Below are 23,117 nucleotides of genomic sequence, written 5' to 3' on the forward strand. Positions count from 1 at the left end.
GCGGAGCACGTGGTCGCCTTCGCCCGGGGCGGCGAGGACTTCGGCGAGCGGCCGCGGGCGGTCGCCGTCGCCACCCGGCTCCCCGTGCGCCTGGCCGCGACGGGCTGGGGCGCCACGACGCTGACGCTGCCCACGGGGACCTGGCGCGACCTGCTCACCGGTGTCCGGCACACCGGGCGCATCCCGCTCGCGCACCTGCTCGGTCAGTATCCGGTCGCACTCCTGGAGAGAAATGATCTTTGAGGTCTGGGCGCCGAAGGCCACAGCGGTCGAGGTGGACGTCATGGACGGGCGCCGGGCGATGTCCCCCGGCGAGGGGGGCTGGTGGTCCGCCGACGTGGCCGGGGCGGAACACGGCACGACATATGCCTTCCTGGTCGACGGCGGCGGGCCCTACCCCGACCCCCGCTCCCGCCGCCAGCCCGAGGGCGTCTTCGGGCCGAGCGCCGTCTACGAACACGACCGCTTCCTCTGGTCCGACCACGACTGGAAGGGCCGCGACCTGCGCGGCGCGGTGATCTACGAGCTGCACGTCGGCACGTTCACGCCGGAGGGCACGTTCGCGGCGGCCGTGCAGAAGCTGGAGCACCTGGTCGAGCTCTGCGTCGACTTCGTGGAGCTCATGCCGGTCGCTCCCGTGCCGGGCGGGCGCAACTGGGGCTACGACGGGGTCGACCTGTACGCGGTCAACGAGACGTACGGAGGGCCCGACGGGCTCAAGACGTTCGTGGACGCGTGCCACCGGGCGGGGATCGGGGTCATCCTGGACGTCGTCTACAACCACCTCGGGCCGTCGGGGAACTTCCTGCGGCCCTTCGGCCCGTACTTTGCCGGCTTTGAGGGGAGCTACTGGGGCGAAGCGGTCAATCTGGACGGGCCCGGCTCCGACGAGGTGCGGCGCTACCTCATCGGCAACGCGGTGCAGTGGCTGCGCGACTTCCACATCGACGGGCTGCGGCTGGACGCCGTGCACGCGCTGCACGACAAGCGCGCCAAGCACCTGCTGGCCGAGCTGTCGGAGGAGGTGGACGCGCTGGCGTGCTTCGTCGGCAGGCCGCTGTCGCTGATCGCCGAGTCCGACCTCAACGACCCCCGCATGGTGCGCCCGCTGGAGACCGGCGGGCTCGGCATGACGGCGCAGTGGGACGACGACGTCCACCACGCCCTGCACTGCGCGGTGAGCGGGGAGTCCCACGGCTACTACCAGGACTTCGCGCGGCTGCCCGCGCTGGCCAAGGCGCTGGCGTCGGGGGTGCTGCACGACGGGTCCTACTCCAGCTTCCGCGGGCGCGCCCACGGGCGCTCCTACGCGGGCGTCCCCGGACACCGGCTGGTCGCCTGCCTGCAGAACCACGACCAGATCGGCAACCGGCCCCAGGGTGACCGGCTGCCGATCCCCGCGCTCAAGCTCGGCGCGGGGCTGCTGCTGACGTCGCCCTTCACACCGATGTTGTTCATGGGCGAGGAATGGGGGGCGCGCTCGCCGTTCCTGTTCTTCTCCGACCACGTCGAGCCCCGGCTGCGGGAAACCGAGGCGGAGCGGCGCGAGCGGGAATTCGTCGGCTTCTGGCCCGCGTGGGACGCGCCCGACCCTTCCCAGGAGGAGACGTTCCTCGCCTCGAAACTCGACTGGAGCGAGGTGAAGGAGGAGGCGCACTGGTCGCTGCTGTGCTGGTACCGCGACCTGATCGCGCTGCGCAAGGCCCTGCCCGAGCTGTCGGATCCGCGGCTCGACCGGGTGCGCGTGGAGACGGACCCGCACGGCGCCTGGCTGATCATGTGGCGGGGGTCGCTGGCCGTGCTGGTGAACTTCGCCGCGGACTCGGTGACGCTGCCGCTGGCGCCGGGAACGATCGTGCTGGCCTCCGACGAGCCGGTGACGTCCGATGCGGAAGGCGTGCGCCTGCCGGGCCAGTCGCTGCTGATCTGCCGCCCCTGACACCGGCCGGACCGCGCGGGCCAGGAAACTCTGGTCGTCGCCCAAGGGGCATGCCCGGCGTGTCCCGGGCGATGTCAGGCGGCAACAGCTGCCGTGCGCCCGATTGTGGATGACTCGACGTCATCCACAGAACGTCGCTCCACTCACTCTCGCCCACCCGCCGTACCCGATCCTGAGCGCCTCACCGCTTCGATACGCCCGGAGGTCGCTCATGAAGATCACCCTGCCCTTGCCCCGCACACAGACGTCCGGGTTCGTCGTGGCCATGGAGCACCAGCCGCTCGACGTCGGCTCGTTCCTGCCCTGGCGCGTCGCCGGCCCTCACAGGAAAGCCGTGATCAGCGCCATGCGCAGCCGGGCCCTGACCGCGACGTGCCATCCGACCCCATGGAAGCCGACCGGCGCCAACCTCGGCGACGAGGAGAGGCGTCGCCTGCGACGGGCGAAACACCATGTCGCGGTGTCCGCCACGGCGCCCCCTCACCTGCTGCCCGTGACTGCGCAGGCGGCCAGGGCCGCGGCCAGAGCCCTGGCGCGCGAATGCGACGGGCTGCTGATCGACCCCTTGACCGGTGCCGCCATCCTCACCTGCGGGCAACGCGCCGGCGAGCTTGCGACGTTCCACCTCAACGACGACTGGCTGGCCTGGGACGTCCGCACTCACGAGGTCGCCGCCTGCGCGCCCTGGGATCCCGGTGACAGCTCCTGCCTCCGGGTGACCTCGCGCGGCTTGCGCCGCTTCGCCCTACCCGAGATCACCCTTGACGGCGCCGCCTGCGCTCATAACCTGTGCGCCACCAACCTCCTGCGTACGGTTGCCGGCCGCCTGGTCGCCGACCATCTGGCCCACCTCACCGCCCATCCGGAGGCAACCGAGCGCCGGATCGACGACTTCCTCCAGATCCAGCCGTGCGACCAGCCCGACGGCGGCCTCCCCTTCGGCGTCCGGCTGACCCCTTACGAGGCCGGCGCCGTGGGCCCCACCGGCGTCCGGCGGCTGAAGGTCGGTCCCGTCTCCGGCACGAGCCAGATCACCTGTCTCAAGGTCGGGCCGCCCACGGGCTTCACCGGCTCCACCAACGACTGGCTCTGCGCCACCCAGGGCCCCGCCCACGCCTCGCTGGCGAGCATGCACCCTCTGTCCTCCACCCTCGCCGCGTGACACACTCCTGGCCGGACGGCCCGGGTGCTCCCCGTGTGACGCACCCCTGGCCGGGCGGCCTGGGTGTTCGCCGTGTGCCGCACTTCTTGCTGGTGATCCGGGTGCACGCCGCCTGACGCTTCCCTTGTGGGGTGGCCCGGGTGCTTGTCGTGTGGCGCGCCCTTTGGGAGGGCTCAGTTTGTCGCCGCCGACGTGGCCGGTCGCATCGGGGCCTGTGGTGGGTCAGCGGCTGAGGATCTGCCGCATGACACTCTCCAGGGTGGTCGCCGGGTCCTGCACGGGCTCCGGGGAGCGCCAGGCCACATACCCGTCGGGCCGGACGAGTACGGCGCCGCCCCTGTTGACGCCGTACACCTCCTGGAACCGTCCCTTCACGTCCATGAGCTCGGCATCGACGAGCAGCCGCGTGAGCTGCACGCCGAGCCGTTCCTTGACCTGGCGGCCGGCGTCCACCCAGGCCTGGCCCCCCTCCTTGGCGGCCAGCAGCACGAAGCCGGAGCCGAACAGGTCGATGGTGGAGATGCGCTGCCCCTCCCAGTCGAGCACCACGTGCGGGGCGCGGCTGCCGGGGCGCCCGTGCGGGACGCGGGGATCCTCCAGGATCGAGCCGTCGTCGCCGGGTTCGTTCAGGATCGCCGTGGAGTGGTAGCGGTGTCCGACGAGCCAGGCCGCGGGGTCCTCCAAGGGCTCCGGATAGCCCTCGCGGGCGCCGGGAGGCATGCGGACGCCCAGGTTGGCGAGCTGGGCGTCGGCCGTCATGGTGCCGATGGGGCGGCGTTCGGCGTCGTACGTGTCGAGGAAGTCAGGGCCTGCCTGGCCCGTGACGACGAGCCACAGCCGCCAGGCCAGGTCGCAGCCGTCCTGGATCGCGGTGCTGCCGCCCTGCCCGCCGGTGGGCGGCATGGTGTGGGCCGCGTCGCCGGCGAGGAACACCCGGCCGGCCCGGTAGGTGTCGGCGAGCACGTGCCCCAGGGCGAACGTCGTCTTGTCCAGGATGCGCACGTCGAGATCCGGCCGGCCGGTCGCGATCCGCACCAGCTCGGCGCAGCGCTCGTCGGTGAAGTCGGCCGCGCTCTCGCCGTCGGCGTGGTTGACGCCCAGCACGTGCGCCCCCACTCCGGTGCCGGTCACGATGGCGCCGGTGAAGACGTCGTTCTGCAGATACCAGAGCGTGACCATACGATCCTCGACGAGCCCGGTCAGGTCGGCGTCGAACATGATCGAGCACATGTCGCCCAGCACGCCCTTGCCCGAGGTGGGCACGCCGAGCATCCGGCGCACGGGGCTGCGACAGCCGTCGGCGGCCACCACGTAGTCGGCCCGGATGGCGCGTTCGCCGTCCTCGCCGCGGATCACCGCCGTCACGCCGTCCTCGTCCTGGTCGAGCGAGAGCAGCTCGGTGGAGAAGCGCAGGTCGGCGCCTAGCGCCTCGGCCCTGCGCCGCAGCACCCGTTCGATCTCGGCCTGGGGCGCGCCCACGATGGCGACGGGGGTGATGTCGGTCAGGAAGGCCAGCTCCTCGACCTCGTCCTCCATGATCATGTGCGGGTCCGGGTCGGCGAGGTTCCTGGCGATGGCGATGCGCAGGTTCTCGCCGATGCCCGCCCAGATGTCGCTCAGCTCCTGCTCGATGCCCGGCACGGGACGAAGCAGCTCGATCGCCCGCGGGCCGACGCCGAAGGCCTTGGGCTGGATGGAGGTGCCCGGGTGCCGTTCGACCAAGGTGACCGGCACTCCGCGCCAGGCCAGGAGCACCGCCGCGCTCAGTCCCGCATACCCGCCGCCGACCACGAGGATCGGCACCCGCTCTCGCTCCATTGCCCGCCACCTCCGTAACACGTACTATCGCGTTGACGGGCAACACGATATGTCGCGTCCATGGAGCGGTCAAGATATATCTTGAAATGGCTCACAGCTCTGTGTCTCGAGAGAGGTCAACGAATCAGGCGGCCTGACTCACGGGCCGAGCCGCTGGCACGGTCGTGAAGGCCGCCCGGGGATGCACCTGGGCCCACACCCGCTGTGGATGTGGGCGGTCCCCGACTCATCTACGCCATGTGGCCTGCTTCCTCGATCACTATTGCTCCAGCGGAGGGATCACTCTCGTGGTATGCCGTCGGTGACCCAGCGCCTGATCTGCTCCGCTGCCTGCTCCGCGACGGGATGCCCGGCAGGACGGGTGACCAGGTCGCTGAGCGCGAACATGTCCAGGACGCGTCCCAGATGGCTCCATTCCTCAACGAGGGCCAGGTCAGCCGGCTGGTGCTCGGCGAAAGCGCGGCGGAAGCCGTCGAGGAACGGAACGGGATAGTCGGCGCCGAACCGGACCATGTTCGCCGCGTCGCCATAAGGGCATCCCGAATAGCTGAACTCCCAATCCAGGACGGCATCGACTCGCCAGCTGCCGCGCATGCGTGTGACCAGAATGTTCTTGGGGTTGATGTCGGCATGAACCAGCCGAGTGTGATCATCAATAGGGGTCAGTGCCGGCGCCTGGGTCGCGCACAGGTCCAGCCATGCCCGTCGTGTGGCCTGATCCAAACGGGCTTCGGGAGCGGCGGCCATGCATGCCTCGGCGACCTCGCGCAGTTGCTGTGACCACGGGCGTTCTTCGCGGACGGACAAGTGCTCGTCGGTGAAGAAACCCCGGCGTTCGAACGTCACCGCACCGATTCCCGCGACGACACGCCCCACCTCAGCGCCGAGATCCCCGAGGGACGTCCTGCTCAACCCGTCACCGGAAAGCACCTGGCTGAGCAGTGTCCCCGCTACATGATCCAGAACCATGGCCGGCCGAGCGCCTTGGTCTTCCGCTACGGACGGCATGACCAACAGCACCTGCGGGACGGGGACATGCCGGCTGGCCTCCGCCATCACCGCGGCTTCGACGACCGGATCCGATCCGCCGAGCCGCGCGACAACCTGGCCGTCGGTCAGCGTGAGCAGGCACGTCTCGTGAGAGAACCCACCCGCCAATGTCGATGTCCTCACCACGTTGCGGCCGAGCGCCTCGGCGATGCGGTGAATCTCCTTGAGCTGCATCGGCCCAGTGTCGCGCGATCAAGCACTCACAGCGGCTTGCGCACCGGGTTGAAGGGTCGTTTCGCGCCCGTGAGTTCGCGGATGGCGGCGACCGGCTCCGGCATCGTCCTGACGCTGTGGTGTGGGTCTCGTTCGGCAGAGGGTTCGGGATGGGCGTCGATGTCGTCGCTTCGGAAAACCGGTTGATCACTCCGTTCGGTGTCGCCTGCTGCGCCCTTGGGGAAGCGGTGTTGCGCCGACCGTCACAATCATTTTGCGCCGAGCAGCCGGAGCAGGCTGACGCGGAGAGCCTCGTCCGCCTCCGCGGCGGACAGGCGTCCGGCGGTCCGTTCTTCGCTCGCGGCGTGGCCCAGCGTGATGGTGGCCGCGACCAGCCAGTCGACCGGGAGGCGATCGTCGAACTCCCCGGTCCGCAGGCCGCGCTCGATGACGCGCTTGAGCCGGTCGGCGACTGCCGTGTGCCGCGCCTGGTCCTCTCCTGGAGGTACGGGCAGCGCGCTGAGCTTCTGCATCAGTGCGGGATAGCGCCCGGCCGTCCTGGCGCCGGCGTCGATCAGCCGTAGCAGCGCGTCCGCGGCCGGCCCCGTGTCGAGGTCGGCGGCATCCATCTCGCCCAAGGCCTCCTCGGTGAGCCGGTCGAGCACCGCCGCCAGCAACTGCTGGCGCGAGGGGAAGTGGGCGTAGACGGTCTGGCGGGTCACGCCCGCGGCGGTGGCGATGGCGTCGACGCTGGCCTCGGGCCGGGCGTTGAGCAGCGGGATCGCCGCGTCCAGGATGAGCGCCCTGCTGCGTCGGGCGTCGGCGCGGCGAGTGCGGCCCGGGGGTGAACTCATTTCTTACACCTTGCCAAAGTTAATCACCTATGCATAGCTTACATCATGTCAAATTTATCGCAGACGGGAGTCCCCATGCGTCCATCCAGCGACAGCGACCCCAAAGAATTCATCACCGCGTTCTTCACCTCCTTCTCCGAGGACCTTCTGCGCGACGACGAGGATCCGGCATCGATAGTGGACCGCTACCACACCACGGACATCATCGAGATAGCCGACGGCCACCGGATGGACCGGGACAAACTCATTGCGCACACACGCCCGGTGCGCAAGAACCGGCCCAGCAGCCGTATGGAGGTGCACGAGGCAGTGGCGGACGGCGACCGGATCGCCGCGCGCTACACGTTGCACGTACAGCAGCGCGAGAAGGAGTTCGCCATGGAGGTGTACTTCTTCGGGCAGTTCACCGACGACGGGCGGATGCGCAGGGCGCACATGCTCACCCGCACCGTCCCCGCCGGAGGGAAGGGCGACCAGGCGACGGCGCTCAGCAACCAGGGGGCGCCGGCGTGACCACCAGCACCTACACCGTGATCGGCATGGCGTGCGGGCACTGCGCGGACGCCGTCACCGAGGAACTCGAACGTGTCCCCGGCGTCACCGCCGTGAGAGTGGACGTCGAGGCGGACCGGGTCTCGGTGACCAGCGACCAGGAGCTGGATCTCGCGCATGTGCGCGCCGCCGTCGAGGAGGCGGGCTACGAGCTCACCGCCCCCCGTGCCTGAGCCTGCCGGACCTGCCGGCGCCACCAGAGCCTGGAGGTCTCGATCGTCTCGGCAGCTCCACGCAGGCCACGACGTCATCTGACAGTGGCCGCCGCCGACTATGCCGCAGCATGACGATGCGGGGGTCCGGGCGAAGAGTTTCCCTGGCGATGGCGATGCGCGGTTTCCTGACGAGCGAGGTTCCGAGCGTGTCGGTCGTCATTCTTCGCCCAGACGCACGTCTGGGCCCGGGTCGGGGAGAGCGTCGTCGTTCTTGTCCGTGGCCTGTTCGAGGAGGTGGTGCAGGCGCCGCAGGACGCGTAGTTGTGCGGGGTTGTAGAGCTCCACCGCCGCATGTGCCATCGCGTTTCCGGCCAGCTCCGCCCCTCGTGGCGAATCCGCCACCGGGTCGTTCGACCACGGGTGCTCTTCCCGCATCCTGCGGACCGCCGGCAGGATCTGCTCGGCGAGCCGGTCGACCGTGGCATCGTCGGCGTCCGGGGGAAGGGCTTCGAACTCCTCGCCGGTGTCGTCGCGCACAGCGATGATCCGGCGGAATTCCTCCAGGCCCTCCTCGCTGAACACCGTCGAATAGACCATGAGCAGGGCCTGGTTCGTGTCGGAGAGCTCTTGAGAGAGGGGAGCGAATCCGGGCGGCACATGGATCGGCGCGCGATGGCGCAGGATGACGGCCAGCTCCGCGCGCACGCGATTGAGCCGTTCGATCGTCGCCTCCAGCTCGGCGTCCAGCGCGCGGATCGCCTCGTCCGGCTCCTGGTCGGCCCGCCCCATCGCCGCGACCTGCGCCAGCGGAACCCCCAGGTCACGCAACCGCTTGATCTGCAACACCCGGATCAGGTGCGCGACCTTGTACTGCTTGTACCCGTTGGCCGCACGCTCGGGCACCTCCAGCAACCCGAGCTCGTGGTAATGCCGGATGGCCTTCACCGTCGAGCCCGCAAGATCGGCAAGTTGCCGCGTGCTCCACGCCATTCTCCGCCTCCCTCGTCGTTCACGGCCGCCACCGCGTCCCAGTCCACACCATGCCCCAAGGGCACACTCAAGCTTGGTGGCCGGTCGTGGGGCGCCCCTTGACTGTGTCCCAAGGGCACGCTGTTAGGTCGGTGTCAAACAGCACGTTCACGCCCTTACCGGTGCCGCGCATCGGACGTGAGCCTGCTCGGGCCCCCAGGCCTCATCTCCTGGTGACCATCGCCTTCGACCATGGGAGCACGTACATGTCATATCGCAAGCCACCAGCCGTCGTCATGGGCGTCGCGGCTCTTACGCTGCTGCTCGGCGCCTGCGCCGGCCAGGCGGGCGGCCAGTCGGGCGGCCAGTCGGGCGGCCAGTCGGGCGGCCAGGCGGGCGGCCAGGCGGGCGGCCAGTCGGGCGGCCAGTCGGGCGGTCGGTCCGGCGGCCAGGCGGGCGGCCAGTCCGGCCAGTCCGGCCAGTCCGGCCCGGCCGGCACCGGTCAGGCCGTCACCGGTCAGGCCGGCACCGGCCCGACCGGTCAGCAGTCCGCCCCCTCCGGCACCGGCCTGGACCGCTTCTACGGGCAGAAGCCGGCGTTCAAGCCGTGCGATGCGCCGAAGCCGACGCCGGACGCGCCGGACGTCGAAGCCGAGTGCGCGCGGCTCAAGGTGCCGCTCGACTACCGGAACCCGAAGGGTAGGCAGGCGGAGCTGGCACTGCTGCGCGTCCCCGCGCGCGGCAAGAAGCCGATCGGGTCGCTTCTGGTGAACCCCGGCGGTCCGGGCTTCCCCGGCACGGAGTACGCGGCCCTTACCGCCGCCGCGTGGGCGAAATCGCCGATCACCGAGCGCTTCCACATAGTCGGGTTCGACCCTCGTGGCGTCGGCGCCTCGACCCCGGCGCTCGACTGCTACACCGACGCCGAGCGCGAGCGCGACGCGAAGCTCTCCTCGATCCCCGCCGGCGTGGACGACTGGACCAAGCAGGAGACCCGCCGGCTCGTCGAGCAGTGTGCCGAGCGCTCCGGCGGCAAGCAGGTGCTCGCGCACGTCGGCACCCGCGACGCCGCGCGGGACATGGACGTGCTGCGCCAGGCCCTGGGTGACGCGAAGCTCTCCTTCGCGGGCTCCAGCTACGGCACCCGGCTCGGCGCCGTGTACGCGGAGATGTTCCCGAAGAGGGTCCGCGCGCTGGTGCTCGACGGGGCGATGGATCCGCTGAAGGGCAGCCACGAGCGACGCGTCCAGCAGGCCACCGGGATGCAGCGCTCGTTCGAGCGCATGGCCGCGTCGTGCGCCACCAAGCCGGACTGCCCGCTCGGCACCGACCCCGGCCGCGCCACCCGGGCCTTCCAGAACCTCGTCCGGCCGCTGATCGGCAAGCCCGCGCGGACGTCCGACGGGCGCGGGCTGACGTACGGTCAGGCGGTCGAGGGGATGATCGCCGCGATGTACAGCAAGGCGATCTGGCCCGCCGCGATCGCGGGCCTCGCCGAGCTGAAGGCCGGCAAGGGCGACACCCTGCTGAAGCTGCGCGACACCTACCACGGGCGGACCGCCGACGGCGTCTACCCCGACTCGCTCGAAGCCACGATGGCGATCAACTGCCTGGACGAGGATCGCCACACGCCGAAGGAGGAGACCGCGCTGAACCGGGCGTGGTTCAAGGCGGCGCCGTTCTCGGACCCCGGCCGCTCGGTCAAGGAGGCGCGCGACGGCTGCGAGTACTGGCCCGTCAAGCCGACGCTCGGCTACCCGTACGCCACCGGCATCAAGGGCCTGCCCGACACGCTGACGGTCTCCGTCACGGGCGACGCCGCGACGCCGCACGAGGGCGGCGTCAACCTGGCCAAGACGCTCGGCGGCAGCCTGCTCACCGTCGAGGGCGAGCAGCACGGCGCCCTGCTGGCCGGCAACGCCTGCGTCAACGAGGCCGTGGCCGCCTACCTCATCGACCTCGAGTCCCCGGCCGAAGGGGCCCGGTGCGAGCTCTGAGCAGGGTGGTGGCACGTCGAAGCAGCCGGCCGGGACCAGCCGCCACGGGGCCGGCGGCACGTTCCGGCGGCGCGGCGGTCGGCGCCGCCGGGCGGGCCCGCGCGTCTCGCCGCTCGTGGCATGGCGCCGCCACCGGGCGGCGGCCATCGCCGCCGGCCACGTCGCAGACCTCTGACACCCGAGATTCGTGACGTCCTCGACGCGGATGCGCTGGTCAGGCCCCAGCAAGCTCCTGCCGCCGCGCCATGGGCAGGAGCTTGTGAGCGGTGATCAGCGCGACACGTGCGGGTGTGCCGCTTCGGCAGGCCGCGGGCGAAGGGAAACGCGCTGTTTCAACGGCCACCGGCACCGGAAACGAAGGCGGGTCCGAGTCTTCGCCCCCGCCCTGGTGCGGCGTGGTGACCGATCAGGTGAGGTGGCGTTCCAGGGACTCCAGCTTGGACGTCATGCCGTCCGTGACCCCCTCCCGGAGGTCGGCCTTCAGCACCAGGCTCACCCGGGGCGCGACCTCCGCCACCGCGTCCACCGCGCGCTTGACGACGTCCATCACCTCGTCCCACTCACCCTCGATCGTGGTGAACATCGCGTCGGTGCGGTTGGGCAGCCCGCTGGAGCGGACCACCTGGACGGCGCGGGCGACGGGCTCGGCGACCCCTTCGCCGACGCCCAGCGGGGTGATGGAGAATGCGACGATCACTGCGTGCCTCCTGCGGTGAACCCGGGCTTTCCGACGGACCTGGTCGGGAGCCGCTCCAGCCGCTCCCGATCCTCCGCGCTCGGCCCGCCGGACCTGCCGGCGCCGCCCGAGCCTGGAGGTCTCGATCGTAACGGCGGCTCTGCGAAGAGCCACGACGCCGTCGAACGCCGTGGCCGCCGCTGACCACGCCCCCGAACGTCACCCGTGGTCGTGCTCTTCTTCCTCTTCCTCGCCGGGCTCCTCGGCCGGCTCCACGCCGAGCACGGCCTCGCGCGGCTCGATCTCGGTGATGTGGTCGACGAGCTGCAGCACGTGGTCGGGCTCGATGAGCCACTGCAGCGCGGAGGCGCCGGAGTCGTCGGAGGAGACGAGCTCGGCCTGCTCGGTGCGCTCCTCCTCGGTGAGATCGGCGTCGGGGTGCCGGATCTCGGCCAGCGCCGCCGCCTGCAATGCGTCCACATCGAGCACCTCGACGGTCAGCTCGACCGTGAGACGCAGGAACTTCGGTTCATCACTCATGGCGATGATGTTAGGGGAGCTTCCACTCCACAGGTGCCGCACCTTGCTGAACCAGCGACTCGTTGGCGCGGCTGAACGGCCGCGAGCCGAAGAAACCGCTGCGGGCCGACAGGGGCGAGGGGTGGGCGGACTCGACACGCGGCACGTCGCCGAGCATGGGCGCCAGGTTGCGCGCGTCGCGGCCCCACAGGATGGCGACCATCGGCTTGTCGCGCGCGACGAGGGCGCGGATGGCCTGCTCGGTGACCTGCTCCCAGCCCTTGCCCCGGTGGGAGGCGGGCTTGCCGGGCATCACGGTCAGCACCCTGTTGAGGAGCAGCACGCCCTGCTCGGCCCACGGCGTGAGGTCGCCGTTGGCCGGCCGGGGCAGGCCGAGGTCGCTTTCCATCTCCTTGTAGATGTTGACCAGGCTGCCCGGCAGCGGCCGCACGTCGGGCGCGACCGAGAACGACAACCCGACGGGGTGGCCGGGCGTGGGGTAGGGGTCCTGGCCGACGATCAGCACCTTGACGTCGTCGAAAGGCTGACTGAACGCACGCAGCACGTGCGCGCCTGCCGGGAGGTACTGCCTGCCCTCCGCGATTTCCTTGCGCAGGAACTCGCCCATCTGGGAGATCTGCGCGGCGACGGGCTCAAGCGCCCGCGCCCATCCGGCCTCGACGACTTCATGAAGGGGACGACCAGCCATGGCCGTGAAGCTTAGCCATGTCTGGTACGGCTTGCGGTCAAAACACGGGCGTCGGCCGTACCGGAATGATCACATTGGGCGGGCGCCCGCCTTCCTGCCGAAAGGTGGGCGCCCGCGGGGTCACTTGACCGAGCCGGCCATCATGCCCTGGACGAAGTACCGCTGGAATGCGAAGAACAGCACCAGTGGGATGATCAGCGACAGGAACGCGCCGGACGAGAGGATGTCGACGTTCGACCCGAACTGCCGCATCTGCGACTGCAGATACTTGGTCATCGGCTGGTTCCCGGTATCGGCGAAGACCAGCGCGATGAGCATGTCGTTCCACACCCACAGGAACTGGAAGATGCCCAGCGAGGCGATGGCCGGCTTGCCCAGCGGGAAGACCACCGACGCGAAGATCTTCCACTCCGACGCGCCGTCCATCCGCGCCGCCTCCAGCAGCGAGCTGGGGATGCCGACGAAGAAGTTGCGGAGCAGGAAGATCGCGAACGGCAGCCCGAACGCCACGTGGAACAGCACCACGCCGGCGATCGAGCCGAACATGTCGGCGGCGCCGTAGAGGGAGGCGACGGGGATCAGCGCGATCTGGATCGGCACGATCAGCAGCCCGACGACGACGAGGAACGCGGTGTCGCGGCCGCGGAAGTCCATCCACGCGAACGCGTACGCCGCCATCGCCGCGATGCCGATCACCAGGACCGTGGTCGGCACCGTGATCAGCACGGTGTTCCAGAAGGACGCCGTGAAGCCGCTGCCCAGCAGGTTGGCGTAGTTGCCGATGGTCAGCTCGGCCGGCTTGGTGAAGATCGTCCACCAGCCCTCGGCGTTGTTGACCTCCGACGTCCGCATGGAGACGACGAGCAGGCCCAGCGTCGGCACCAGCCAGAAGAGGCCGAGCAGCACCATCACGACCTGGACCGCCCCGCCGCCGAGGCGGTCGACGAGCCTGCCCGCGAGGCCCCTGCGCGGCGCTCCCGCCTTCGTTCCGGCCGGCGCCGCGGCCGTTGCCGTGCTCACGTGCCCCTCTCCGTCGGATCCCGCGGCGTCCGGCTGCGCGACCGGCGTACCGGGCCTGTCGATGGGCTCGCTCACGTGTCCTCCCTCCTGAACCTGCGGATGTTCATGATCATGAAGGGGAGGACCAGGATGAGCAGGAAGATGGCCAGCGCGCTGCCCAGGCCCTGGTTGTTGCCGCCGCCGAACGACACGCGCCACATCTCCAGCGCGACCACGTTCGCCTGTGGCTGGACCGAGGCCGGCGCGATGATGAAGACCAGGTCGAACACCTTCAGCGTATTGATGATCATCGTCACGAAGACGACGAGCAGCACCGGCGAGAGCAGCGGCACCGTGATTCTGCGGAACACCTGCCATTCGGTCGCGCCGTCGATGCGGGCCGCCTCCAGCGCGTCACGCGGGATCGCCGCCAGCCCGGCCGCGATCAGCACCATGGCGAAGCCGGCCCACACCCAGACGAACGCGCCGATGATCGCCGGGGTGATGAGCGTGGGGCCGAGCCAGCTCAGCCCGCCGTAGGCGGCCTCGAAGTTCGACGCGGGCAGCCGTACGACGTAGGAGCCGGCGGGCAGCCCCGCGAAGCTGAAGGAGCCGTCCTCGGCCGTCGTCGCGGTCGCGGCGACCTGGCCGTCGCGCACCGCCTCGACGGTCATGCCGGGCAGGCCCTTCTCGGCGCCGTCGACCGCGTTGTTGGTGCCCCCGCCTCCGGGGGTGAAGTCGAACCACACGGTGCCCGAGAGCCCGTCGCCGGCCGCGGGGGCCTTGGCGGGCTGCGCGTCGCCCGGCAGCAGTTCCGGCTTGACGCCCACGATGGGGACCAGCACCGGCTGGCCCGCCTGGGCGGGCTGCTTGGTGACGACGGCGCCGCCCTGGTCGGCGACCGGAGACTGGTCGCCCCCGCGCGGGCGGGCCTCCGGGTAACCCTGCGAGGAGGAGAACGTGTCGTGCACCGTGGTGAGCACGGCGTTGGCCAGGCCCTTGTCGGGGCTCTCCTCGTAGACGAGCCGGAAGATCACGCCGGCCGCCATCAGCGAGACGGCCATCGGCATGAAGACGATCAGCTTGAACGCCGTCGCCCACCTGATCCGCTCGGTCAGCACCGCGAAGATCAGGCCGATCGTGGTGACCACGATGGGCGCGACCACCACCCAGATCAGGTTGTTGCGGATGGTGGTGAGGGTGCCGGCGTCGCTGAAGATCGTGGTGTAGTTGCCCAGCCCCACGAATCCGGTGCCCGTCGCGTCGAACAGGCTCCTGAAGACGGAGTAGACGATCGGATAGATCACCCAGATGCCCAGCAGCAGCGCCGCCGGGAGGAGGAAGGCGATGGCGACCGCCGGGGAGGGGCCGAGGCGTCGCTTGCGTTGGGGGGTTTCAGCCGGTCCGGTGGAGGGCCCGCCCGCGACGTCCGCGGGCGGGTCCTGCGGGCCGTCCAACCGTTCGGTCACGGCCTTACCTCTTTACTTCCAGGCCTTCTTGGCCTCGGCTTCGAGCGCCTCCTGGGCGCCCTTGACGTCGGTCGGGTCGCGCAGGAAGTCCTGCAGCACCTTCCACTCGCCCTTGCCGTCGGTGCCGCCGAACGCGCTCGGCGCCAGGTCGGACATGTCGTAGCGGACGGTGTCACCGGCCGAGACGATCGTCTGGCCGAGCTGCTTGGTCAGCTCGTCGGGGTAGTTGTCGGGGGAGACGTTCTTGTTGGGCGACAGGTAGCCGGGCAGCTTGGCCCAGACCTCGCCGCCCTCCTTGGAGGCCAGGAACTGCAGCAGGGCCATGGCGCCGGGGGAGTCCTTCATGGCCACCGCGACGTCGCCGCCGAGCACGACCGGAGCGGTGTCACCGACCTTGGGGAACGGGAAGTATTTCGCCTCCTCGCCGACCTTGGCGCCCGACTGGTCAGCCTCGACGGCCACGAAGTCGGCCTCGATGACCATGGCGGCCTTCTTGGTGCCGTAGACCTTGCTCACGCAGGTGGGGAAGTCGGTCTGCATGGTGCCGGAGACACCGTCGACCAGGAACTCCTTCTTGCTCACGATCTGCTGGATCTTCTCGAGCGCGGTGGCCACGGTGGGGTCGGTCCACGGGATCTCGTGCTTGGAGAGCTTGTCGTAGTTCTCCGGGCCCGCGGTGGAGAGGTAGACGTTCTCGAACAGGTCGGTCAGCGTCCAGCCGGAGGCGCCGCAGAAGGAGAACGGCGGCGTGCCGGAGTCGGCGACGGTCTGTGCGGCCTTGACCAGTTCGTCCCAGTTGGTCGGCGCCTGTACGCCCGCGTCCTCGAACGCCTGCGAGCGGTACCAGACCAGCGACTTGTGCGCCGCCTTGATCAGCACGCCGTACACCTTGTCGTCGGCGGAGCCGAGCTCCTTCCAGTAGGGGGTGTAGTTGGTGTCGATCTCCTTGATGACGGCGTCGTTCAGCGGCTTGAGCGCGTCCTGGTCGGCGTACTGCTGGACCAGGCCGGGCTGCGGCAGGATCGCCACGTCGGGCGGGTTGCCGCCCTGGATGCGGGGGCCGAGGTAGGCGCCGGTGTCCTCGCCGGTGGAGGCGTAGGTGACCTTGGCCCCGGTCTTGTCGGTGAAGGCCTTGAGCACCTGCTCGAAGTTCTTCTGCTCGGCCCCGGTCCACTTGGCCGCTACCTCGAGCGTCACGCCTTCGAGCGTCTTGTCGCCGCCGGTGGCCGGCGCCGACCCCGAGGCGGTGGGCTCCGTCGTCGTCGGCGCGTTGCCGCAGGCGGCGACCGCTACCGCGAGCCCGGCCAGGATCGCTGCTGCTCTGCTTCTTCGCATGGCTGCCTCACTGGGTTCTGATGATCTCTTCGAGTTCGGACTTCATGGAGGCCGCGACGTCGTCGGCGGACTCGGTGTGGGGGTTGGCGAGAGCCTTGGCGACCGAACTGGCGATCACCAGGCTCAACTGGTTGTAGTTGGCGCTGACCGGCCGGGTCTTGGCGGCGAGAATGCTCTCCTTGAGCACCGGCAGGTAGGGGAAGCGCTTGATCAGGGCAGGGTCGTCGTAGAGCTCGGTCCACACGGGCGGGAACGAGCCCTCGGTGAGCACCCGGCGTTCGTTCTCCAGGCTCGTGAAATAGCGGATGAACTCCTGCGCGGTGTGCTGGTGCTTGGAGAAGGCGCTGATGGCCAGGTTGGCGCCGCCCAGCGTGCTCGACCCCGGGCCGTCGAGCCCGGGCAGCCTGGTCACCGCGACCTTGTCGCCCAGCTCGGCCTTCGCGGGGCCGTACGCGTGGGGCCAGTTGCGGGCGAAGGCCAGCCTGCCCTCCTGGAAGGCCAGGCGCGACTCCTCCTCCTTGTAGTTCAGCGACTCTTCGGGGATCCAGCCCTCGCGCAGCCCTTGAAGCAGGAAGTCGAGGGCGGTCTCGCCCCGGGCGGGGTCGAGGGTCACCTCTTTGCCGTCGCGGCTGACGATCTGGCCGCCGGCTGATTGCACGGCCTCGCTGAAGTTGACCGTGAGCCCTTCGTACGCCAGGAACTGCCCGGCATAGCCATCTATGTCATGCTTTTTCGTGATCTTTCGTGCTTGGTCGCGAAGCTCGGCCCACGTCCTCGGCGGCTTGCCGACCAGGTCGGTCCGGTAGTAGAGCAGCCCCGCGTTGCTCGTGTAGGGGACGGCCCAGAGCTTGCCCTTGTAGACAGCCGTCTCCACGACCGGCGGCAGGAACCTGTCGAGCGGGAACAACCCGCGCTCCAGGGGGATGATCCAGCCGTTCTCCGCGAATTCGGCGGTCCACACCACGTCGAGCCCGAGCACGTCGTAACGGCTGCTCTGCGCCTGGAGGTTGGCCGCCATCTGGGCGCGCTGCTCGTCGGCGGCCTCGGGCAGTTCCAGCAGCGTCACCTTCTCGGCCGGATGGGCCTGGTTCCAGCGGTCCAGCAGGGGCTGCAGGTATGCCGTGGTGTCGCGTCCGGTGGCGAACGTGATGGGCCCGGTGCCGCCCGTCCCCGTCGCGCCGCCGCCCTCGTCGCCCGCCGCCGCGCACCCGGCCGTGAGGACCACGGCCAGCAGGAGCAGGAGCGGGCGAAGCACTCTGTTTCCTCCGGGTGTTCAGAGGGTTTACATACGTGTTAGGTAGATGCATTCATGTTATGCACAGCGGTAATCTGTAGGTCAACAGATATCTTCGTAACGCATGCGTAACACAGCGGGGAGGTGGGGCGGTGCGGCTTCACCTGCTGGCGCTCCTGGCGAAGGAGCCGGCTCACGGCTACGAGCTCAAACAAGCTCTCGAGCAGACCTTCGGCAGTGCCTATCCCTCCCCCAACATCGGCCAGGTATACGTGACGCTCGGCAGGCTGGAGAAGGACGGCCTGGTCAGGGCGGTGGACGTCGAGCAGTCCAACCGGCCCAACAAGAAGGTCTACTACCTGACGGCCAAGGGCCGCGACCACCTCACCACCTGGGTCGACGAGCCCACCGAGGGGCCGAGGGTGCGCGACGAGTTCTTCATGAAGCTCGTCCTCGCCCCGCTGACCGGCATCGCCGACCGCATGGCGCTGATCAACAGGCAGCGCCGCCACTACCTGTCGCTCATGAGCGACCTCAACGACCTCCTCAACCGCACGTCCCCGTCCGACCGGGTGGCGATGCTGCTCATCGAGGGCGCCATGCTCCACCTCCAGGCGGATCTTGACTGGCTGGAACGTTGCCAGGAGGATCTGGCATGAGCGCCGTGCTGAAAACGGTCAATCTGGTCAAAATCTACCAGGATGGTGCCATCCCGGTGCCCGCCGTGCGCGGGGTGGACCTGCAGGTCGAGCCGGGCGAGTTCGTCGCGATCATGGGTCCGTCCGGCTCGGGCAAGTCCACGCTCGTCCACATGCTGGGCGGGCTCGACGCGAGGACGAGCGGCGAGATCTGGCTCGACGGCAAGCGCGTCGACACCCTCTCCGAGAGCGCGTGGGCGCTGCTGCGGCGCAAGAAGGTCGGGTTCGTCTTCCAGTTCTTCAACCTCGTCGCCAACATGACCGTCGGAGACAACGTCGAGCTGCCCGCCCTGCTGGCCGGGGTCTCGCCCAAGGTGGCCCGCGAGCGCCGGGAGAGCCTGCTCGGCGCGCTCGACCTGACCGACAGGGCCGACGCCGCGCCCGCCCAGCTCTCCGGCGGCGAGCAGCAGCGGGTGGCGCTGGCCAGGGCGCTGGCCAACCAGCCCAGCCTGCTGCTGGCCGACGAGCCCACGGGCAACCTCGACAGCCGCAACACGCGCGACGTGCTCCGCCTGCTCGGCAAGGTGCACAAGGAGGGCCAGAGCATCGTCATGGTCACCCACGACGCCCGCGTGGCCGCGCTGGCCGACCGGGTGGTCTCGCTGTTCGACGGGGAGGTCGTCGACGACGGCCGCATCGCCCGCAGGCGCAGGGGCACCGCCGGCGAAGTGATCGACCTCCGATGAGCGACCGGTGAGCGACCGATGAGCGCGGAGGAGCGGTGAGCGACCGATGAGCACCGCGCTGGCGGGCAGCCGGTGGATCAGGGCCGACCTGCGGGCCAGGAAGGGCCAGGCGGTGCTGACGGTGCTGGCCGTGGCCGGCATCGTGGCCGCGCTGATCACCGCGGCCACCCTCCTGGAGGACGGCACCAACCCGTGGCGGAGCCTGTCGGCCCAGAGCGACGGCGCCCATGTGTGGTTCTACACCGGTGACAGCCCCGAGGTCGCTCTCGGGGGCATCGACGGCGTGACGCAGATCGCGGGCCCGTACCGCTCGGCGCCCGTGACCGTGGCCCAGGACGGCAAGCGGGAGCCCGCGGCGCTGCGCGCGATGCCGGCCGAGCCGGCGCGGGTGGCGCACCCGCTGGTGGCCGAGGGCAACTGGCTCGACGCCGCACAGCCGGACGGCGTGGTCGTCGAGCGGTCCTTCGCGTCCTCGCTGCGGCTGGGGGTCGGCGCGCCTTTCACGATCATCGCGCTCAGCGGCGAGCGCCACACCCTGTACGTACGCGGCGTCGCCGACACCGCCGAGCACGGCTTCTACCCCGAGTGGACGCCCGGCCTGGCCTACGTGCTGCCCGAGATGCTCGACCGGATCGAGCCCATGATGGGCCGCAGCGAGTGGGTGACCGGGCTGCGCCTGGCCGATCCCGACGCCGCGCAGGTCGTCTCCCAGCGCGTGGTCGTCATGCTGGAGGACCAGCTCCAGCGCGTCTACACCTGGCGCGAGGTCAGGGGCGCCATGGAGCTGGACAACCGGCTGCTCGGCACGCTGCTGGCGTTGTTCGGGGTGGTCGGGCTGGTGGCGGCCGCGCTCGCGCTGGCCAACGCGGCCGGCGGCCGGGTGCTCGGCCAGCTGCGCGACCTGGCCACGCTCAAGTCGATGGGCTTCACCAGGGGCCAGATCACGCTGCTGCTGGTGGTCGAGCACGGCGCGCTCGGCCTGCTCGGGGTCGCGCTCGGCGCGCTGGCGGGCTGGGGGGTGATGGCGGCGGTGCTCGGCCCGACCTCCGTGGCGCCGGTGCCGGTGCTGGCCATCGTCGCGGGCACCGCGCTGGTGGTGCTGGCCGCGGTGGGGCTGCCCGCGTGGCGCGGGGGCCGCACTCCGCCGATCCCCGCGGCGCCCGCCTCGCCGCCGCGCGGCCACCTGTCCAGGCTGGCCAGGCTCGCCCTCCTCGTACGCCTCCCGCCCGCCCTCGTCCTCGGCACCAGGGACGCCTTCACGAGGCGGGTGCCGGCGTTCCTGACGGCGTTCGGGCTGGCCGTGCCGATGATGATGATCACGATCGGCCTCGGCGTGTGGGCCACGCTCGACAACTTCCTCAGCCATCCCGAGCAGGTCGGCCAGCACGCCGGCCTGTACGTCAGGCCGGGCAAGCTGGAGGCGGCCGAGGCCAGGCGCATCGCCGAGCGCGACAAGGACGTGGCCGCGGTCTATCCGGGCACCGACGTGAACGCCCTGGCGCCGGGGGAGGCCCGCTCGGTGCGGGTGCGGGCCGTCGGCAGCTCCACGCAGCCCTACCCGTTCCCCGTGGTCGAGGGCCGCAGGTACGCCCGCCAGGGCGAGGCCGTCGCCGGGCAGGGCCTGCTCGACCTGCTCGGGATCAGGATCGGCGACCGGGTGCGGCTGACCGTGGGCGGCTCGCCGCTGATCGTCAGGATCGTCGGCAGGACCGTCGAGCCCGACCAGGACGGCGTGGTGCTCTCGGTGGGGCTGGACAGCCTGGCCGCCAAGGACTCCGTGCCGCCGGAATACTACGCGCTGGCGCTCAGGCCGGGCGCCGACCGGGCGGAGGTGCGCGGCCGGCTGCTGGCCGAGTCGGCCGAGGGCCTCGACGTGCAGGCCGCGGTCAACCCGGCGGACCGCCTGTCGATCATCAGGGTCGTGATCGTGGCGCTGATCGCGGTGCTGGCCCTGATCGGCCTGGCCAACCTGCTCACCGCGAGCGCGCTCGGCCTGCGTGACCACGCCTTCGACCTGGCCGTGCTGAAGGCCATGGGCCTGACGCCCCGGCAGGTCATGGCCACGCTCGTGACCGGCACCGGCCTGCTGGTCGTGCTCGGCGTCGGCGCGGGCGCCGCCGCCGGCGCCTCCGTCGTCACGGGGCTGATCGACCTGCAGGGCCACACCAGCGGGGTGGGCGCCGGCATCGGCCGGCCGCCCTCGCCGCTGACGCTGGCCGTCGCCGTGGTGATCGCCGTGGGCACGGCCCTCGCGGTCGCGCTGATCCCGGCCCGCCGCGCGGCCCGCGCCCAGGTGCCCGTCACCGCGCGCTGACGGCCCCGGTGCCCCTCACCGCGCGCTGACGGGCCCGCTCACCGAGCCTGCCCGCGCGGACTCCTCCCGCTTCAGCGCGAACCAGTAGAACCCGTGCCCCGGCAGCGTGAGCAGGTAGGGCAGCTCGCCGATCGGCGGGAACCGCACCCCGCCGCGCGCCTCGACGGGGACCATGCCCTCGAAACGCCGCAGGTCGAGCTCGACCGGCTGCGGGAACTTCGACAGGTTGTTGACGCACAACATCGCGTCGTCGCGGTCCTCGCGCACGTAGGTGAGCACCGAGGGGTTCGACGACCACATTTCGGTGTACGCCCCGACGCCGAACACCGGGTGCCTGCGCCGGATCTCCAGCATCTTGCGGGTGAAGTGCAGCAGCGAACCCTCATGGCGCTGCTGGGCCTCCACGTTGACCGCCTGGAAGCCGTAGATCGGGTCCATGACCGCGGGCAGGTAGAGGCGCCCGGGGTCGGCGTTGGAGAAGCCGGCGTTGCGGTCGGGGCTCCACTGCATCGGCGTACGGACCGAGTCGCGGTCCTCCAGCCAGATGTTGTCGCCCATGCCGATCTCGTCGCCGTAGTAGATGACGGGCGAGCCCGGCAGGCTCAGCAGCAGCGCCGTGAACAGCTCGATCCGGTCCCTGTCGTTGTCGAGCAGCGGGGCGAGCCGGCGCCGGATGCCGAGGTAGGCCCGCATGCGCGGGTCCTTGGCGTACTCGTTGTGCATGTAGTCGCGTTCTTCCTCGGTCACCGTCTCGAGCGTGAGCTCGTCGTGGTTGCGCAGGAAGATGCCCCACTGGGCCGACTCGGGAAGCTTCGGCGTGCGCGACATGATCTCGGAGATCGGCTCGCGGGTCTCCTTCTTCACCGCCATGTAGATGCGCGGCATCAACGGGAAGTGGAAGGCCATGTGGCACTCGTCGCCGCCCGTGGTGGGGTCGCCGAAGTATTCGACGACGTCCTCGGGCCAGCCGTTGGCCTCGGCCAGCAGCACCCGGTCGGGGTAGAGCCGGTCGACCTCCGCGCGGATCTTCTTCAGGTAGGCGTGCGTCTCCGGCAGCCCCGCGCAGGCCGTGCCCTCGCGCTCGAACAGGTAGGGAACCGCGTCCAGCCGGAACCCGTCGATGCCGAGGTCGAGCCAGAACCGCAGCACCTCCAGCATCGCCTCCTGCACGGCCGGATTGTCATAGTTCAGGTCCGGCTGGTGGTGGAAGAAGCGGTGCCAGTAGTACTGCTTGCGCACCGGGTCGTAGGTCCAGTTGGACTCCTCGGCGCCGACGAAGATGATCGGCGCGTCCGGATAGGCGCCGGGGTGGTCGGACCACACGTAGAAGTCGCCGTACGGCCCCTCGGGGTCGTGCCGGGACGCCTGGAACCAGGGGTGCCGATCGCTGGTGTGGTTCATCACGAGGTCGGTGATGATCCGCAGGCCGCGCTCGTGCGCCCGCTCGATCAGATGGACGAAATCGCCCAGATCGCCGAAGTCCGGCAGGATCTTCATATAGTCCGAAATATCGTAACCGCCGTCGCGCAGCGGCGACTCGTACAGCGGCAGCAGCCACAGGCAGTCCACGCCGAGCCACTCGAGATAGCCGAGCTTCTCGATGAGACCGCGCAGGTCGCCGGTGCCGTCGCCGTTGGAGTCCTTGAACCCCCGGACGAGGACCTCGTAGAACACCGCCCGCTTGTACCAGGCTGGATCCTCCGAGACGAACGCCTCGGAGATCGGCTCCGGTGTTGGGGATGCGTTGATCATATGTCGCTCACAGGAAGAGATGTGGGCAGGACGAAGTCACCGGTTGCCCCGGCGTTCTTATCTGGTGACCGCGCCGC

The 23,117-nt window shown here is 70.2% G+C and carries 20 protein-coding genes and 1 pseudogene; 9 read left to right on the forward strand and 12 right to left on the reverse strand.

What is annotated here, in order from left to right; genetic code table 11:
- The 3 genes and pseudogenes from E1292_RS30210 to E1292_RS30220 form a co-directional block, all read left to right on the forward strand.
- Nucleotides 1–243, forward strand: a pseudogene (locus E1292_RS30210) (malto-oligosyltrehalose synthase); the annotation flags it as partial.
- Complete coding sequence (treZ, locus tag E1292_RS30215) at nucleotides 233–1,939, forward strand: malto-oligosyltrehalose trehalohydrolase (protein ID WP_132599036.1); 1,707 nt, start codon at nucleotides 233–235, stop codon at nucleotides 1,937–1,939. The pseudogene E1292_RS30210 and the gene treZ, both read left to right, overlap by 11 nt.
- A gap of 211 nt (nucleotides 1,940–2,150) precedes the next feature.
- Nucleotides 2,151–3,101, forward strand: a complete 951-nt coding sequence (locus E1292_RS30220) for a hypothetical protein (protein ID WP_132599038.1) — start codon at nucleotides 2,151–2,153, stop codon at nucleotides 3,099–3,101.
- 222 nt (nucleotides 3,102–3,323) lie between these two features.
- Here the strand turns inward: E1292_RS30220 and E1292_RS30225 are convergent, their stop codons facing one another.
- The 3 genes from E1292_RS30225 to E1292_RS30235 all read right to left on the reverse strand — a co-directional run bounded on the left by E1292_RS30225 (nucleotide 3,324) and on the right by E1292_RS30235 (nucleotide 6,976).
- Nucleotides 3,324–4,919, reverse strand: coding sequence for an FAD-dependent monooxygenase (locus tag E1292_RS30225; protein ID WP_132599040.1), 1,596 nt, complete (start codon nucleotides 4,917–4,919; stop codon nucleotides 3,324–3,326).
- Nucleotides 4,920–5,198: 279 nt separating this feature from the next.
- Nucleotides 5,199–6,143, reverse strand: coding sequence for a phosphotransferase (locus E1292_RS30230; protein WP_132599042.1), 945 nt, complete (start codon nucleotides 6,141–6,143; stop codon nucleotides 5,199–5,201).
- A gap of 248 nt (nucleotides 6,144–6,391) precedes the next feature.
- The gene (locus E1292_RS30235; RefSeq protein WP_132599044.1) at nucleotides 6,392–6,976 is read right to left on the reverse strand and encodes a TetR/AcrR family transcriptional regulator; all 585 of its coding nucleotides are present in this window, start codon (nucleotides 6,974–6,976) and stop codon (nucleotides 6,392–6,394) included.
- A gap of 75 nt (nucleotides 6,977–7,051) precedes the next feature.
- Here E1292_RS30235 and E1292_RS30240 point away from each other — a divergent pair, with 75 nt between their 5' ends.
- Nucleotides 7,052–7,489, forward strand: a complete 438-nt coding sequence (locus E1292_RS30240) for a nuclear transport factor 2 family protein (RefSeq protein ID WP_132599046.1) — start codon at nucleotides 7,052–7,054, stop codon at nucleotides 7,487–7,489.
- Nucleotides 7,486–7,701, forward strand: coding sequence for a heavy-metal-associated domain-containing protein (locus E1292_RS30245; protein ID WP_132599048.1), 216 nt, complete (start codon nucleotides 7,486–7,488; stop codon nucleotides 7,699–7,701). Before E1292_RS30240 ends, E1292_RS30245 begins: the two co-directional genes overlap by 4 nt.
- Nucleotides 7,702–7,899: 198 nt before the next feature.
- On the opposite strand, the gene E1292_RS30250 is transcribed toward E1292_RS30245, so the two are convergent.
- Complete coding sequence (locus E1292_RS30250) at nucleotides 7,900–8,673, reverse strand: helix-turn-helix domain-containing protein (RefSeq protein WP_132599050.1); 774 nt, start codon at nucleotides 8,671–8,673, stop codon at nucleotides 7,900–7,902.
- Between the two features lie 245 nt (nucleotides 8,674–8,918).
- Here E1292_RS30250 and E1292_RS30255 point away from each other — a divergent pair, with 245 nt between their 5' ends.
- A complete protein-coding gene (locus E1292_RS30255; RefSeq protein WP_220447128.1) occupies nucleotides 8,919–10,649 on the forward strand; it encodes an alpha/beta hydrolase in 1,731 nt (576 codons plus the stop codon).
- Nucleotides 10,650–11,055: 406 nt separating this feature from the next.
- On the opposite strand, the gene E1292_RS30260 is transcribed toward E1292_RS30255, so the two are convergent.
- The 7 genes from E1292_RS30260 to E1292_RS30290 form a co-directional block, all read right to left on the reverse strand.
- Nucleotides 11,056–11,346, reverse strand: coding sequence for an MTH1187 family thiamine-binding protein (locus tag E1292_RS30260; RefSeq protein WP_132599052.1), 291 nt, complete (start codon nucleotides 11,344–11,346; stop codon nucleotides 11,056–11,058).
- Between the two features lie 198 nt (nucleotides 11,347–11,544).
- Nucleotides 11,545–11,865, reverse strand: a complete 321-nt coding sequence (locus E1292_RS30265; protein ID WP_132599054.1) for a hypothetical protein — start codon at nucleotides 11,863–11,865, stop codon at nucleotides 11,545–11,547.
- A gap of 10 nt (nucleotides 11,866–11,875) precedes the next feature.
- On the reverse strand, nucleotides 11,876–12,553 hold the full coding sequence (locus E1292_RS30270; RefSeq protein ID WP_132599056.1) for a uracil-DNA glycosylase: 678 nt from the start codon (nucleotides 12,551–12,553) through the stop codon (nucleotides 11,876–11,878).
- Between the two features lie 120 nt (nucleotides 12,554–12,673).
- Complete coding sequence (locus E1292_RS30275; protein WP_132599078.1) at nucleotides 12,674–13,573, reverse strand: carbohydrate ABC transporter permease; 900 nt, start codon at nucleotides 13,571–13,573, stop codon at nucleotides 12,674–12,676.
- A gap of 71 nt (nucleotides 13,574–13,644) precedes the next feature.
- Nucleotides 13,645–15,021: an ABC transporter permease subunit gene (locus tag E1292_RS30280; RefSeq protein WP_132599058.1), complete on the reverse strand. Its 1,377-nt coding sequence runs from the start codon at nucleotides 15,019–15,021 to the stop codon at nucleotides 13,645–13,647.
- Between the two features lie 12 nt (nucleotides 15,022–15,033).
- Nucleotides 15,034–16,356, reverse strand: coding sequence for an ABC transporter substrate-binding protein (locus E1292_RS30285; protein WP_132599060.1), 1,323 nt, complete (start codon nucleotides 16,354–16,356; stop codon nucleotides 15,034–15,036).
- 7 nt (nucleotides 16,357–16,363) lie between these two features.
- Entirely contained in the window at nucleotides 16,364–17,611 is a 1,248-nt protein-coding gene (locus E1292_RS30290; protein ID WP_165974813.1) for an ABC transporter substrate-binding protein, read from the reverse strand.
- Between the two features lie 131 nt (nucleotides 17,612–17,742).
- Between E1292_RS30290 and E1292_RS30295 the strand changes: the two genes are divergently transcribed.
- From E1292_RS30295 to E1292_RS30305, 3 genes are read left to right on the forward strand one after another with little or no spacing between them, the layout of a single operon-like run.
- Entirely contained in the window at nucleotides 17,743–18,249 is a 507-nt protein-coding gene (locus E1292_RS30295; RefSeq protein WP_132599062.1) for a PadR family transcriptional regulator, read from the forward strand.
- The gene (locus E1292_RS30300) at nucleotides 18,246–18,974 is read left to right on the forward strand and encodes an ABC transporter ATP-binding protein (protein ID WP_132599064.1); all 729 of its coding nucleotides are present in this window, start codon (nucleotides 18,246–18,248) and stop codon (nucleotides 18,972–18,974) included. Before E1292_RS30295 ends, E1292_RS30300 begins: the two co-directional genes overlap by 4 nt.
- 46 nt (nucleotides 18,975–19,020) lie before the next feature.
- Nucleotides 19,021–21,288 (forward strand): ABC transporter permease, encoded by a 2,268-nt coding sequence (locus E1292_RS30305; protein ID WP_132599066.1) that lies wholly within the window; start codon nucleotides 19,021–19,023, stop codon nucleotides 21,286–21,288.
- Between the two features lie 15 nt (nucleotides 21,289–21,303).
- Here the strand turns inward: E1292_RS30305 and treS are convergent, their stop codons facing one another.
- Nucleotides 21,304–23,040, reverse strand: coding sequence for a maltose alpha-D-glucosyltransferase (treS, locus tag E1292_RS30310; RefSeq protein ID WP_132599068.1), 1,737 nt, complete (start codon nucleotides 23,038–23,040; stop codon nucleotides 21,304–21,306).
- Between the last annotated feature and the right edge of the window lie 77 nt (nucleotides 23,041–23,117).

This window comes from Nonomuraea deserti, from assembly GCF_004348685.1.
GTDB lineage: Bacteria > Actinomycetota > Actinomycetes > Streptosporangiales > Streptosporangiaceae > Nonomuraea > Nonomuraea deserti.